This window comes from Candidatus Accumulibacter sp. ACC005, assembly GCF_907163215.1.
GTDB classification, from domain to species: Bacteria; Pseudomonadota; Gammaproteobacteria; order Burkholderiales; family Rhodocyclaceae; genus Accumulibacter; species Accumulibacter regalis.
Map to the genome: position 1 here is coordinate 285775 of NZ_CAJQUB010000004.1, position 14196 is coordinate 299970.

Below are 14196 nucleotides of genomic sequence, written 5' to 3' on the forward strand. Positions count from 1 at the left end.
AAGCTGGACCGGGCGGCGGCATGTGAGCGTGTACCGGGGCCCGATGAAGCCAGTCTAGGATCTGGCGAACCATTGGGCCAATTGATTGTGGGTATATTCGCGATTGTTAATGGCTATGGATAGGCCGCAGCCAGCGGCGGCCATCGGGAGCCGGGATCGTTGCCGGGCGGCCGCTGATCGCCGTCGGGCGACCTTCTCCAGTAGAATGTGCCGCCAGACAACCCCAACCGGATGAAGAGCAAAGCGCATGGAACTCGCGGGAAAACGCATCGTCCTCGGCGTCAGTGGTGGCATTGCTGCCTACAAGGCGGCGGAACTGGTCCGCCTGCTGGTCAAGGACGGCGCCAGCGTGCAGGTGGTGATGAGCGAAGCGGCAACGCATTTCGTGACGCCGGTCACTTTCCAGGCGCTCTCCGGTCAGTCGGTGTTCACCGACCAATGGGATCCGCGGGTGGCTAACAACATGGCGCACATCGATCTCTCGCGGACCGCCGATGCGCTGCTGGTCGCCCCCGCGTCGGCAGACTTTCTCGCCAAGCTGGCCAACGGGCTGGCCGACGATCTGCTCACCACCCTGGTGCTGGCGCGCGACTGCCCCTTGCTGGTGGCGCCGGCGATGAACCGGCAAATGTGGGAGAACCCGGCCACTGCGCGTAACGTCGCCACTTTGCGTGGCGACGGCGTTTTCATCGTCGGTCCGGGCCGTGGGGATCAGGCCTGTGGCGAAAGCGGCCCCGGGCGAATGCTGGAAGCGGAAGAAATTCGCGACACCCTGGTGGCGTACTTTCAGCCGAAGCTGCTCGCCGGAAAACGCGTATTGCTCACCGCCGGGCCGACTTTTGAAGCGATTGATCCGGTGCGGGGAATCACCAACCTGTCGAGTGGCAAGATGGGCTATGCGATCAGCCGCGCGGCATACGAGGCGGGTGCTCAGGTAACGCTGGTCTCCGGGCCCGTGAGCCTGCCTTGCCCGGTCGGTGTCAGGCGCATCGCCGTGACCAGCGCCTTGCAGATGCACGCAACCGTTCACCAGCAGGTTGCTGCGCACGACGTTTTCATCGCCGTTGCTGCGGTCGCCGATTACCGGCCGGCGCAGGTCGCCGAACAGAAAATCAAGAAGCGCCTGCAGGCCTCGCCGCCGTCCATCGAACTGGTCGCCAACCCGGATATCCTCGGCGAAGTCGCTGCGCTACCTGGTCCGCCGCTGTGCGTCGGCTTCGCGGCCGAAAGCGAAAACCTGTCCGAGTACGCGGAAAGCAAGCGGCGCAGCAAGAAGATCCCGCTGATCGTTGGCAACCTCATTCAGGACGGTTTTTCCGGCGACTGCAACACGCTGATTCTGTTTGACGATGACGGTGCGCATCCGCTCCCACCTGCACCCAAGATCGATCTGGCGCGGCAACTCGTGGCCCGCGTCGCGCTGTTGCTGGAGAAAGTCTGATGAACGGGGCTGGAGTGGTGTCGATCGACGTCAAGCTGCTCGACTCGCGCCTGGGCGACAGGCCGCCGCAATACGCCAGCGCCGGTTCAGCCGGACTGGATCTGCGCGCCTGCATCGCCACCGCGATGGAAATCGGGCCGGGCGAAACGGTGCTCATTCCGACCGGAATGGCGATCCACCTTGCCGATCCCGGTCTGGCGGCGATGATCCTGCCGCGCTCGGGTCTTGGCCACAAGCACGGCATCGTCCTCGGCAATCTGGTCGGCTTGATCGATTCCGACTACCAGGGCGAGCTGATGGTATCGACCTGGAATCGCGGCCGCAACGCATTCACCGTGCAACCGCTCGAGCGTCTGGCGCAACTGGTCGTGGTCCCGGTCTTGCGGGTGGCGTTCAACGTCGTAGACGATTTTGCCGCGAGCTCGCGCGGCGACGGCGGTTTTGGCAGTACCGGCCGCTCCTGAACGAGCGGCGCAGCGGTCAGGGCCGCTGGCCCTTTACGACCAGTTGCGCGGCAGCAACCATGAAGGCCAGGAAGCAGACAATCGACCAGTTGGCCATCGACAGGCCAAGAAAGACCCAGTCCTTGCTCGAACAGAAACCCGTCGCCAGGAAGAGGTCGGGCCAGCGCACGCCAAACCAGTTTACGATCTGCTCGATAACGGTTGGCTCGCCGAAACCGCAGGCCAGGCTGCTCTCGGGATTTTGCTGCAGCCAGGTCTGGTAGCTGGCGGTGGCCAGCCCGCCGGCCGCGCTCAGGCCCATCAGTACTCCCCAGATGCGCCACCAGCCGGGCAGCAGCGCGCCGCACAGGGCAAGGCCGGCGATCAGCAGATACAGCAGACGCTGAAAGATGCACAAGGGGCACGGCTGCAGCTGCAGGAGCTCGCCAATCAGCCAGCCGGTGCCGGTCAAGCCAAGGGCAAGCAGCGCCAGTACGCCGAAACAGGCACGCAGCGAGAGGCGCACTGGGCTCTTCGTCAGGCCGGAACGTAGCTGCGCAGGCGCATCGACAGTTCCTGCAACTGGCGGACGCCCGAGTTTTCGGCACGCTCGCACCAGTCCTGCAGGGTCTTGAGCAAATGCTCGCGCGAAGCGTTCGAGCGCTCCCAGATTGCCACCAGCTCCTGGCGCATGGCGTAGAGGGTGTGCAGCGCTCGGCTCTCGCCGCGCAGCAACTCGAGCCGCCCGCGCAATTCCTGCGGGACGTCACCGGCGTGTTCCGCCAGCCAGGGCTTGAGGCCCTTGAAACGACTGCCGTCCTGGCGCTTGCCGATTTCCTCGCGATAGACCTGCTTCAGCGAGTGGGTGTAGCGCGAGAGGACATCGTAGCGGTTGGCGATCACCGCGTGCAGGGTGTCGAGGTCGACCACCGGCCGCAGCGTTCCCAGGCGCGGTCTTGGTGCGACCTTTTTGACCTGTGCCAGGCCCAGCGCCGCAAGGATGCGAATATAGAGCCAGCCGATGTCGAATTCGTACCAGCGATTCGAGAGCTTGGCCGAGGTCGGGAAGGCGTGATGATTGTTGTGCAGCTCCTCGCCGCCGATCAGTATGCCGAGCGGCGAGAGGTTGGTGCTGGCGTCGTCGGTGCTGAAATTCCGGTAGCCCCAGAAATGGCCGAGGCCGTTGATCACGCCGGCTGCCCAGAACGGAATCCAGGCCACTTGCACGGCCCAGATCAGTGGTCCGGCAAGAACGCCGAAGACGGCGATGTCGATGGCCAGCATGACCACCACGCCGAGCTTGTGCCACGGACTGTAGAGGTGATTCTCGATCCAGTCGTTCGGCGTTCCATGACCGTAACGTTGCAGGGTCTCGGTATTTCTGGCCTCCTTGACGTACAGAAAGACGCCCGCCCAGAGGACGCGATGGATGCCGTACACCTGGGGGCTGTGTGGGTCCTCGGCAGTTTCGCACTTGCCGTGGTGCTTGCGATGGATAGCCGCCCATTCCTTGGTCACCATTCCGGTGGTCAGCCAGAGCCAGCAACGGAAGAAATGCGCCACGAGTGGATGCAGTTCGAGCGCACGATGCGCCTGATACCGGTGCAGGAAGATGGTTACCGAGGCGATGGTCACGTGGGTCAAAGCCAGCGTTGCAAGCACGTAGCCCCACCAAGGCCAGTCGACTAATCCAGCGTACATAGATCACCCTCTCAAGATCGAACCTGCAATTCTAAGCCAATAGTGACGCCGCGCCAAACAGCCCGCGAAGGTGCAGCCAGCGCTCTGCGCGCAGTGACGCTGGCCCTGTTTCTCGCGGCCCGCAGGCCTTGCCGGTGCCGATCGTCGACGGGCAGGTTCATCCGCGGCCGACAAGCCGTTATCATTGGCGGATGAAAACACGAATCCTGTTGGTCGAGGACGACGAGCGCCTCGCCGAGCTGACCGCCGAGTACCTGCGCAAGAACGACCTCGAGGTCCTGGTCGAGGGGCACGGCAGCAAGGCCGAGGCCCGCATTCTTGTCGAGCGGCCCGACCTGGTCATTCTCGACGTCATGCTGCCGGGCAAGGACGGCTTCGAGATCTGCCGTGCCGTGCGGGCGCGTTACCAGGGGGTGATCCTGATGCTCACCGCCCGTGACGAAGACTTCGACCAGATCCTCGGCCTGGAACTGGGCGCCGACGATTACATTGCCAAGCCGGTACAGCCCCGTCTCTTGCTGGCCAGGATCAAGGCCCTGTTGCGCCGTTCGCCAAGCAGCGCTGGCGGCACCGGTGAGCGTGCGGAAACGGGCAGACCCGCCGAACTTGCCTTTGGCAGCTTCCACATCAGCCAGGCAACGCGCACCGCCTGTCTGGGCGCGGACTGTATCGACCTGACCACCGCCGAGTTCGATCTGCTTTGGCTGCTTGCCCGTCACGCCGGCAGCGTTCTGTCACGCGACGACTTGCTGCAGGAGCTGCGTGGCATCGGTTTTGACGGCCTCGACCGGTCGATCGATGCACGGATTTCGCGCTTGCGCCGCAAGCTTGGCGACGACTCCGAGAACCCGACCCGGATCAAGACCGTCCGTGGCAAGGGCTATCTGTTCAGCAAGCATGATTGGCAATAGCCGCAAACTGCTGTCGATCCTCGGGCCGTACACGCCGGCGCCCTGGCGCGAGCACTACAGCCTGTCGCGGCTGTTCTTCAACTTCTACCTGCTGGTCATGGGTTCTTTCGTGGCCATCGCCATTTTTGCCGATTTCGTGATTTCGACGGCGGTCAAGGGCATCACCGACGATTACACCAGCCGCTTCATGCACGGCACCATCGTGCTCATCGAAGACGAACTGTTCCGAAAGCCGCGTTCGAAGTGGCCACAGGCGGTCGCCGCTCTCGACCAGAAGTTTGCCTATCGGCTCGATATCGTCGACCGCTGGACCTTGCATCTGCCGCCGAAACAGGCCGAGAAGCTCGACAACGGCGAGCTGGCCATCGACGCCAAGGGTGACGTTCTCTATCATCGACTCAAGCAGACCTCGCAGGTCCTGGTCGTTGGCCCGATCTCGCCCGACCGCAACCCCGAGTACCACCGGGGCATGCCGCTCGATCTGCGCATCAGCCTGCTGACCTGGAGCCTGATCGGAGTCTGCCTGGCGATTGCAGTCTGGCTCTGGGTCCATCCCGTCTGGCGAGACCTCGAAGCCATGCGCCAGACCACTCGCGCGCTGGGGGAGGGGCTGTTCGAGGCGCGCGCGCCAGCGATGCGCAGCAACGCCTTCGGACCACTCGCCGAGACACTCAACGGGATGGCGGAACGCATCCAGCGGCTGATTGCCACGCAGAAGGAGCTGTCGAGCGCCATTTCGCACGAGTTGCGCACGCCCATCGCGCGCATCCGCTTTGCGCTCGAAATGCTGGCCGACTCCGAAGTGCCAGCCGATCGCGAGCGCCTGTGGCGCTTGATGGAAGGCGACCTCGACGAACTCGACGGCCTGATCGACGCCAGTCTGACCTACGCGCGCTTCGGCCGCGAACAACCGGACCTGCAGCTCACCGCCGTCGAGCTGGCGGCATGGCTTGACGAACAGGTCGAGGCCAGCCGCCTGCTCGAAGGCAAGCTAGACCTGCAGGTCGATACCGCGACCCTGCCGTCGATGCTCTACGTCGAGCTCGATCGCCGGACGATGCCGCACGCGATCACCAATCTGCTGCGCAACGCCATGAAATATGCGCAAGGGAAGATCCGCGTCAGCGCGCAGGTCGACGACGAGCAAATCCTGGTGCACGTCGACGACGACGGAATCGGTATCCCGGCCGACGAACGAGAAAGGATCTTCTCGCCGTTCACGCGCCTCGATCGATCGCGCGACCGCTCGACCGGCGGTTACGGTCTCGGGCTGGCGATCGTGCAATTGGTCATGGAACAGCACCACGGCACAGCCAGCGCCGCCGAGTCTCCGCTTGGCGGCGCCCGTTTCACCCTCGCCTGGCCACTGTCACAAAGCGTCACCGAAAGCTGACGCAATGACTGCAGACGAGCCGGCTGCGCGTCACTATCATCGGCCGCTGTTGCTAAATCTGCCGAGAAAGACAAGAAAATGAACGAATTCAAGCTCAGCTGCGAGCAGTTCTTTGCCGCGACGCGCCGACATTTCTTCGCTCGAGAAGCCGCTTGCGCTTGCCCGGGGGGCCCTGAGCAGGAGGACTTTCATTGCGCTGGCTGCGGCGAGGCAGGGCAGCACGCGCCCTTCGCCAACTGAACGTCTTGGCTGAACCGCCCGCCTCTGTACCGATCGCCGAAGGCGTCGGTATTTTCGTCGGGATCGTCGCCTGGGATCTGCTCAGCGCCGGCGAAATGGAACTGCTCAAGGCATTGCTGGTTTCCGCCGGAGGTGCTGCGGTCTGGTATGGCGCGCGCTGCTGGCAGTGCAGTCGCCGCAAGGATCGTTGAAGGCCCGTCGTCGAACGCTTGATGAAGTGGCAGCGCTGGCCCGGTCAAGCACCCGCGTCTCTGTCGCGTCGGCCGGCAAACAAGTCATCCTCGCTGACCGCCCATCGACGACGATGGGCTGTGCATCCCGCAGTATTCAAGCTGCGGGTTTTTTTCGTGCCCGGTTCATGCGCCTTGCTCGCCGGGCTCAATCGGCCGCTGCCGCCGCTGCTGGCAAGCCACCCACCAGTCGCACTTCGCGTTGCGGGAACGGAATCTGGATGCCGTGATCGCGAAATGACCGCCAGATCGCCAGGTTGATCGCTGAGCGGATACTGCCGGTGCCGTTCTGTGGGTCCGAGATCCAGAAATTCAGATCAAGATTGATGCCGCTTTCCGCGAAAGCCATCAACAGCACCTGTGGCGGCGGGTCGGCGAGGACTCTCTGATTTGCCAGCGCGGCATCGTGCATCAGGCGCATGGCAATGTCGAGATCCGTGCCATAGGCGACCTGAACGCTGAGAATGAAGCGCACGCGTGAATCGGTGAACGATTCATTGCGCACGATGTTCGAAACGAGGTACTCGTTGGGGATGATCACTTCGGTTCCGGTCAGCGTGCGCACCACCGTGTAGCGGGAGGTGATCTGGGTCACGACGCCGGTGGTCAGCGGGTCGATGGCCACCACATTGCCGAGGCGTATCGAGCGGTCGAGCAGGATGATGAAGCCGCTGACGTAGTTGCTGGCGATCTTCTGCAGACCCAGGCCGAGACCGACGGCCAGCGCACCGCTGAACACCGACAGGGCGGTGATGTCGATGCCGACGATCGACAGGCTGAGCAACAGGGCGAGTACCGACAGCAGCGCCTTGACCAGTCGGCCAAGAACCACTCTGATGCTGGCGTCGAGGGTTTCCCGAGCCATCAGGCGTGCTTCGATGATCCCGGAAATCCAGAGCGCGACCAGCACGGTCACGCAAATCGTCACCAGGCCGTTGGTCAGCGTCCACAAATCGAGCTTCTGCTTGCCGACGTTGAAGCTTACCTGTTCGAGCATGTCGATCAGTGGTGCCGAAAGTCCGCTGAGATAGAGCGCCAGGCCGATCCAGATGCTGGTGGCGATGAGGCGCTCGGAAGTGGCCAGGAAACTGCTCGGCGCGAAGGCGTGGTGCACGACGTAGATCGCTGCGCGTACCAGCGCCATCGACAGCAGAAGGGGCACCGCCAGATCGAGCAGGCTGACCGGTCCGAGTTCCCAGTGGCGGAAAATCTTGCGCACGATCAGGACCAGCAGCAGCGACAGCAGGGGGAAGGCGATGCGCTTCAGGCTGCCGGTCCCGAATGTTCGCAGCACGCCGTGATCGGCGCTCGAACGCGCGTGTTTCTGCCGCAGCCAGTAGCGCGACAAGCCCCAGGCGACGAGCAGGCAGAGGGCCAGGGCCAGGATTTGCCAGAGGAATCCCGGTTCCTGGATGTCCCGCCAGAGATCCCGAAAAAGCCGCGCAAAAGCAGCCGTGCCGTCGGCAGCCTGTTTTATCGCTTCGCTGGTCGCCTGCTTGGTCGTTTCGTTCATCGCCGCTCCATTGCTGCCGCGTAGAAAGCGTCGGTTCCGTGGCGGTGCGGCAGCAAGCGTAGCTGCTCGCCACAGTCGATGGCAATAGCCTGTTTGGCGAATATTTCCTGCGCCGAGCAGAGGGTAAACTCCGAGTGCTGCTCCAGGAAAGCGCGCACGACGGCCTCGTTCTCCTCCTCGAGCAGGCTGCAGGTTGCGTAGACCAGCCGGCCGCCAGCCTTCACCAGGCTGGCGGCGGCGGACAGAATGGCCGCTTGTCTGGTGCTCAGCTCGGCGATGCTTGCCGCCGTCTGCCGCCACTTCAGGGAGGGGTTGCGGCGCAGGGTGCCGAGGCCGGAACAGGGCGCGTCGACCAGGACGCGATCGAGCTTGCCTGCCAGGCGCCGGATCTTGATGTCGCGCTCGGAATCGATGCGTACCGGATGAACGTTCGACAGCCCGGAACGCGCCAGGCGGGGTTTCAGGCGGGCCAGTCTTTGTTCGGCAACGTCGAAGGCATAGAGCCTTCCCTGCGAGCGCATCAGGGCGCCAAGCAGCAAAGTCTTGCCACCCGCCCCGGCGCAGAAGTCGGCGACCATTTCGCCGCGTCGGGGCTGCACCAGGAACGCGAGCAGCTGGCTTCCTTCGTCCTGTACTTCGATGCTGCCGTCGACGAACAGGGGGTGCTTTGACAGGGCAGGCTTGCCGGCCAGGCGGATGCCGAGCGGTGAATGGCGGCACGCTTCGGCCCTCAGTCCGCCGGCCTGCAGTCGTTCAAGGACCTCCTCGCGTCCGACTTTCAGTGGATTGACGCGCAGGTCCAGAGGCGCGGGCTGGTTCAGCGCGGCGACCAGCGCTTCCATGTCTTCGCCGGCGAACTGTTCGCTGAGCAGCCCATGCAGCCAGTCGGGCAGATCCAGGCGCACAGCCGCCGGCAGCTCGCTGACCTGCACGCCCTTGGCGTGTGCCAGCCAGTGGCTTTCGGCCTCGCTCAGCACGGCGCCAAGCTCGCGCCGGTTCATGCCCTGCAGGCAGGCCAGCGCAGCGAGCAACAAGCGGCGCGAGGTCAGCTCGCCGGCACAGCGCGCTGATAGCGAGCGTTTGCGGCGCAGGACGGTGAACACTGCATCGGCGACGAAGCCACGATCGGCGTGGCCGAGTTCGCGGTGTTGGCGGAAATAGTCGGCAACGACGCGGTCGGCGGCAAGGTCCGAGCGCAACACTTCGGAGAGCAGCTTCTGGCCATGGTGGAAAAGGGCAGGGGTGAAACGGGTCGCGGTAAGTCGGGTCGGGTTGATTCGGGTTTCGGTATGACGCGCGCTCATGGTTCCTCGCTCAATTCGATGGCCGTCGCAGTTTCGACGAAAACGGCGCCCTTATGGTCGGTATGCAGAATTTTCACCGGCAGCAGCGAACGATCGTAGGCCAGCCACACTTCCGTCGGTGAGACGCCAGCTACCCGCAGGTGCAGCGAGCGGAAGTTTCCGGCAGGGGTCTCGACGTCCTCGTCGCCGAGGACTTCGAATCGGTACTGCTCGTATTTCTTGCCCGTGGCCACGGGCATGACCGTGCCGCTGGCCAGGTCGGGGAGCAGTCCCAGCTGGTAATGCAGCGAGAGGAGATCCTGGGCGCCAGCGTCAAGCGCTTGTAGTGGCCGTTGGCCGACGCGCACCTGCATCTGCAGCCAGTCGAATTCGGCCTGCTCGCCCGTTGCGCGACCCTCGCGGCGGGTGGAGAAGCGTTCCGGCACCAGCCCCGCAGCGGTCAGCTTGCCGCGGCTTTCGAGTTCGATGCGCAAGGGCTTGAACAGCGCCACCAGACCCTTGGTTTCGGTCACCGCGGTAATCCGGTAAACGTCGTCGACGACCACCCAATCGTGCGTCGACTCGCCAATCATGAAGCCCTGATCGCCGCGGTCAACGCGATAGCGAATCATCCCGCGCGCCGGCAGCCGCGACGAACTTGGCGCGCCTTCGGCGGTAGTCGAGGGCGTCGCCAGCGCGAGCGGGCCGATCGGCACCGCTGCCGGCCCGGTACTTGGGTTCGCTATCGTCGGCGTGGCGACCGCAGTCGACGAATCGTCTACGTTCAACACGGGTGTGGCCGTCGGTGGTGGAGTGGCGTGCGCTTTGCTGCGCTTCGCCGGTCGCTTTCTCGCCGCCGTCGTCGCGGGTTTCGCTGGCGGCTCGACGGGCGGTTCGATCAGCGGCGCTGGCTTGAGCTCGGCGAGCAGCGGCGGTGGCTCAAGGAAGGGGGGCAAATCGAACTCCGGACCGAAGAGCAACAGGGCATGCGCGCCGAGCGAGGCTGCGACGGCGATGAGCAGGGCGATCGGCATCGGCTGGCCGACTCACCTCGTCGACGTCTGGGGTGCGATCAGTGCGCCGCTGTCAAGCTGTGGCGAGTCGAGGACGACGCGTCCGGCGCACAGACGCAGACGGCCTTCGGAAAACCAGCGTACCGCGAGCGGATAGAGCTGATGCTCCTGCGCCAGGACGCGCGCGGCGAGGGTCTCTTCGCTGTCGCCGTCGAGGACTGGCACGGCGGCCTGGACAATGATCGGGCCGTGATCAAGATCGGGGGTCACGAAATGTACCGTACAGCCGTGAATACGGACGCCTTCGGCCAGCGCTCGGGCGTGCGTGTGCAGGCCCGGAAAGCTCGGCAGCAGCGAGGGATGGATATTGATCAGGCGGCCGTGGTAGTTGCTGACAAAGGCAGCGCCGAGAATGCGCATGAAGCCGGCAAGAACGACCAGGTCGGGGGAAAACGCGTCGATCGCCGTCGCCATGGCGGCGTCGAAGTCGTCGCGCGTAGCGAACTGGCGGTGGTCAACAACGCGGGTAGGTACGCCGCATGCGGCGGCTGTTTCCAGCCCGCCCGCGTCGGAGCGGTTGGCGAGGACGCCAGCGACGCGCACCGGCAGCGTTCCCGCGTCGGCGGCGGCGAGCAGCGACGCCATGTTGCTGCCGCGTCCAGAGATCAGAATGACGACCGATAGCATGCGCAGATCCTAGGCCTGGGCCTCGGTCTTGCGGTGCTGCAGCCAGCCGATGAACAGGGGGATAAGCGAAATGGCGATGATCGCCAGAATTACCAGCGTCAGGTTCTTCTGAATCCACGGCAGATTGCCGAACAGGTAGCCGGCCAGCGTCAGCGAACCGACCCAGCTGATACCGCCGACCAGGTTGAAGAAAGTGAAACGCGCGTAGGTCATGGCGCCAATTCCGGCGACAAATGGAGCGAAGGTGCGAAAGAGCGGCAGGAAACGCGAGATGACCAGAGTCTTGCCGCCGTGCTTCTCGTAGAAGGCGTGCGTCTTGTCGAGCGCCGCCCGGTTGAAGAATCGCGTTTGCTCCCAGTGGAAGACCTTGGGGCCGAGATAGCGGCCAATCTGGTAGTTGAGGGTGTTGCCGAGGATCGCCGCCGCCATCAGGACAGCCATCAGTACGCCAAGGTCCATGCCGCCGACCGCGGCCAGCGCGCCGGCGACGAAAAGCAGCGAATCTCCGGGCAGGAACGGTGTGACGACGAACCCGGTTTCGCTAAAGATGATCACGAAGAGGATGACGTAGATCCACTGCCCGTATTGTTGAACGAGCATCGCCAGGTGCTTGTCGAGGTGCAGGACGATGTCGATGAAGTAAGCGAGGTATTCCATTGGCGGCAGGGGTGGTGGACGGTAAGGCGCGATTCTACCGGAAGCCAGAGCGCATGGCTGTGCAGCTTGCCGCACTTCAGCGTGTCTGGCGGTCGGACGAGGCTCTCTTGCGTTTGCCGCGGCACGCCCCGGCCTGTCGCCGCCCGCACCACTCAGTAGGGGCGCGGCTCGCCCGGCGGCCGGGTCTTGAAACGGCGATGGACCCAGTAGTACTGCTCGGGCATAGTGCGCACGGCGGCTTCGATCCAGGCGTTCATGCGGCGGGTATCGGCCTCGACGTCGGCGCTCGGGAAATCCGCCCACGGTTCGCCGACCTCGACCGCGTAGCCGGCGCCACCGGGCAGGATGCGCGTCACGCAGGGAACGACGGCGGCCCCCGCCAGCCGCGCCAGACGGGACAGGCCGCTGATCGTCGCCGTCTGGACGCCGAAAAAAGGGACAAAAATCGACTCCTTGCTGCCGAAATCCATATCCGGCAGGTAGTAGAGCGGCCGGCCCGACTTCATCGCCCTGACGCTGGCGCGCACGCTATCCTGGCGCGTGAGCAGCAGTTGATCGCCAAAACGCAGCCGGCCACGGTGCAGGAGGCGGTCGAAGACCGGGTCGGATTGCACGGCGTAGATACTCGCGCTGTCGAAGCGCATGGCGATGGCGGCGCCGCCCGCGTCGAGCCCGACAAAGTGCGGCGTCAGCATCAGCACCGGGTGGCCGGCGTCGAGCAGTTGGCGTATCCGCTCCTCGCCTTTGACCTGCAGAAGCGGCGCCAGCCGCTGCGTACTTGCCCACCACAGGAGCGAGCGTTCGAGCATGCTGCGGCCGAGGACCTTGAAGTGCTCCCTGGCCAGGCGTCGTCGCTGTGCATCGTCGAGTTCCGGGAAGCACAGGCGCAGGTTGACCAGCACGATGTGCCGGCGCCGGCCGGCAAGGCCAAACAGCAGCAGGCCAAGTGTCTGGCCGACGAAGGCCAGCGCCGGCAGCGGCAGGAAGTGCAGCAGCCACAGCACGGCGACCAGCAATCGACTCAGCATCGGCGTGCTGCTCGCCAGTCTCTTGCCGGGTGCGGGTGGTCTTGGGCGAAGTGGATCATCAGATGAGCGGTGACGCAGCGGGTCGCCGGTCAGATCGGCAGGAGAACAATGGGAGCAGACCGTGTATTGTACTTTCATTCGCTCCCTGTCTGGCCGTCTGGCGCGCTCATGGCGCCCGCGCACTGGCTTGCCGATGGAATTTGGCCGGACGGACCCGGTCGAAGGTACTTCGTAATGGAGATTCTCATGCCCGCTTCGGCGCGCCGTCGCTTCCTGCTCGCCTCCGCCCCGGTCAGCGGCCCCTCGTTTGCCGATCGCCCCTGCGCCCGTCGGTGCTTCGCCGCCGCGCCGCCGCCGGGGCCTGTGCCCCCGGCGGCCTGAGCCGTGCCCTGGCGGCGGCTGGTCGATTGTCGTGCGGGCGAAGGGCGAGCGCTGTTCTGGTCCTTTGCCGCTTTCTTTCTGCTCCTGGCCGGGTATTACGTGCTGCGTCCCGTGCGCGAGGAGATGGGCGTCCAGATCGGGCCGGACAAACTGCAGTGGGCATTCACGCTGACCCTGGTAGGCATGCTGGTGATCGTGCCGCTTTATGGCTGGGCGGCCGCCCGCTTGCCACGGCGTGCCTTGCTGGCCGCCGTTTTCGGCATCACGGCGCTGCTTCTGACCGGCTTTCGCGCCTGGATAGCCGGCGGCGCCTCGCCCGCGGCAGCGCTTGCCCTCTTCGTCTGGGTAAGCGTTTTCAACCTGGTCGTCGTCTCGCTGTTCTGGACGGCGATGGCCGACAGCTTTACGCACGCGCAGGCGCGGCGCCTGTTCGGCGTGATTGCCGCCGGCGGCAGCAGCGGGGCCTTGGTCGGCCCGGCGATCACTGCCCTGTCGGTGCACGCGGTTGGCGTGCATGGCCTGTTGCTGGTTTCGGCGGCCTTGATGATGCTTTCCCTGCTCTGCATCCTGCGTGTGCTGGACGACCATCTCCAGGCCGAACTGCTGCAGCCGCTCGGCGGCAGGGTTCTGGCCGGCCTGGCGGAGATCGCCTCGTCCCCTTTTCTGGCCATGATTGCGCTGCTGATCGTGTTGCAAAGCGTGCTCGCCACCTTTGTCTATTTCGAGCAGGCGCGTCTGGTCAAGGAGGCCGCCCTGAGTACCGAGGCACGCACGCAGCTCTTCGCGCTCATCGACCTGACGGTGAACCTGATCGCCCTTGGGCTGCAGGCGATGGTCGCCGGTCGTCTGATGCAGCGCTTGGGCGTCGGCATCACGCTGGCGGCGGTACCCGTATTGCTGGTCGTTCCGCTGGCCGCGTTGGCCGCCATTCCGCTGCTGATCACGGTGCTGCTGATCCAGGTGATTTCGCGCGCCGGTGGCCACGGGTTGCTGCGCCCGGCGCGTGAGGCGTTGTTTACGGCGGTCGGGAGGGAATCCCGCTACAAGGCCAAGAACGTCCTCGATACCGTGGTCACCCGGGCTGGCGATGCCTTTGGTGGCTGGTTGCACGCCGCCGCCGGGATGGGCACCTCGGGCGTCGCCCTGGCGGCAATTCCCGCTTCTCTGGCGCTGGCCTGGTTGGGAATTAGACTTGGCACGCGTTGTCAGCAACAGGTGGCGGAAGCGGCGCCCGAAGCGGGTGCGGAGACGGCGCAGCGGGGCGCGTGGTGAGCG

General features: G+C 64.8%; 14 protein-coding genes. 6 read left to right on the forward strand and 8 right to left on the reverse strand.

The window, feature by feature from the left end; translation table 11 throughout:
• The first annotated feature begins 247 nt into the window (after positions 1–247).
• Both coaBC and dut read left to right on the forward strand, forming a co-directional pair.
• Positions 248–1441, forward strand: a complete 1194-nt coding sequence (coaBC, locus tag QZ613_RS04230) for a bifunctional phosphopantothenoylcysteine decarboxylase/phosphopantothenate--cysteine ligase CoaBC (protein ID WP_291981619.1) — start codon at positions 248–250, stop codon at positions 1439–1441.
• Positions 1442–1455: 14 nt separating this feature from the next.
• Positions 1456–1905: a dUTP diphosphatase gene (dut, locus tag QZ613_RS04235; protein ID WP_291865349.1), complete on the forward strand. Its 450-nt coding sequence runs from the start codon at positions 1456–1458 to the stop codon at positions 1903–1905.
• Positions 1906–1921: 16 nt separating this feature from the next.
• On the opposite strand, the gene QZ613_RS04240 is transcribed toward dut, so the two are convergent.
• Positions 1922–2410 (reverse strand): disulfide bond formation protein B, encoded by a 489-nt coding sequence (locus tag QZ613_RS04240; RefSeq protein WP_043569386.1) that lies wholly within the window; start codon positions 2408–2410, stop codon positions 1922–1924.
• Positions 2411–2421: 11 nt separating this feature from the next.
• Positions 2422–3585 (reverse strand): fatty acid desaturase, encoded by a 1164-nt coding sequence (locus QZ613_RS04245; protein ID WP_043569385.1) that lies wholly within the window; start codon positions 3583–3585, stop codon positions 2422–2424.
• A 191-nt stretch (positions 3586–3776) separates the two neighbouring features.
• On the opposite strand from QZ613_RS04245, the gene QZ613_RS04250 reads away from it, so the two are divergent.
• From QZ613_RS04250 to QZ613_RS04260, 3 genes are all read left to right on the forward strand, one after another.
• A complete protein-coding gene (locus QZ613_RS04250) occupies positions 3777–4496 on the forward strand; it encodes a winged helix-turn-helix domain-containing protein (RefSeq protein ID WP_043569382.1) in 720 nt (239 codons plus the stop codon).
• On the forward strand, positions 4483–5889 hold the full coding sequence (locus QZ613_RS04255) for an ATP-binding protein (RefSeq protein WP_043569380.1): 1407 nt from the start codon (positions 4483–4485) through the stop codon (positions 5887–5889). The genes QZ613_RS04250 and QZ613_RS04255 overlap by 14 nt, the downstream gene beginning before the upstream one ends.
• Before the next feature lie 245 nt (positions 5890–6134).
• Positions 6135–6320 carry a hypothetical protein gene (locus QZ613_RS04260; RefSeq protein ID WP_291865314.1) on the forward strand — a complete coding sequence of 62 codons (186 nt, stop codon included), beginning with the start codon at positions 6135–6137 and terminating at the stop codon, positions 6318–6320.
• Between the two features lie 187 nt (positions 6321–6507).
• Here the strand turns inward: QZ613_RS04260 and QZ613_RS04265 are convergent, their stop codons facing one another.
• The 6 genes from QZ613_RS04265 to QZ613_RS04290 form a co-directional block, all read right to left on the reverse strand.
• Positions 6508–7872 carry a mechanosensitive ion channel domain-containing protein gene (locus QZ613_RS04265; RefSeq protein ID WP_291981621.1) on the reverse strand — a complete coding sequence of 455 codons (1365 nt, stop codon included), beginning with the start codon at positions 7870–7872 and terminating at the stop codon, positions 6508–6510.
• Positions 7869–9176, reverse strand: coding sequence for an RsmB/NOP family class I SAM-dependent RNA methyltransferase (locus tag QZ613_RS04270; protein ID WP_291865320.1), 1308 nt, complete (start codon positions 9174–9176; stop codon positions 7869–7871). The genes QZ613_RS04265 and QZ613_RS04270 overlap by 4 nt, the downstream gene beginning before the upstream one ends.
• Complete coding sequence (locus QZ613_RS04275; protein ID WP_291865323.1) at positions 9173–10189, reverse strand: DUF3108 domain-containing protein; 1017 nt, start codon at positions 10187–10189, stop codon at positions 9173–9175. The genes QZ613_RS04270 and QZ613_RS04275 overlap by 4 nt, the downstream gene beginning before the upstream one ends.
• Before the next feature lie 12 nt (positions 10190–10201).
• A complete protein-coding gene (gene purN, locus QZ613_RS04280) occupies positions 10202–10855 on the reverse strand; it encodes a phosphoribosylglycinamide formyltransferase (protein WP_043569376.1) in 654 nt (217 codons plus the stop codon).
• Between the two features lie 9 nt (positions 10856–10864).
• Positions 10865–11512, reverse strand: coding sequence for a DedA family protein (locus QZ613_RS04285; RefSeq protein ID WP_043569374.1), 648 nt, complete (start codon positions 11510–11512; stop codon positions 10865–10867).
• A 152-nt stretch (positions 11513–11664) separates the two neighbouring features.
• The gene (locus QZ613_RS04290; RefSeq protein WP_043569396.1) at positions 11665–12537 is read right to left on the reverse strand and encodes a lipid A biosynthesis acyltransferase; all 873 of its coding nucleotides are present in this window, start codon (positions 12535–12537) and stop codon (positions 11665–11667) included.
• Between the two features lie 387 nt (positions 12538–12924).
• On the opposite strand from QZ613_RS04290, the gene QZ613_RS04295 reads away from it, so the two are divergent.
• Positions 12925–14193, forward strand: coding sequence for an MFS transporter (locus QZ613_RS04295; RefSeq protein ID WP_043565351.1), 1269 nt, complete (start codon positions 12925–12927; stop codon positions 14191–14193).
• The last annotated feature ends 3 nt before the right edge of the window (positions 14194–14196 follow it).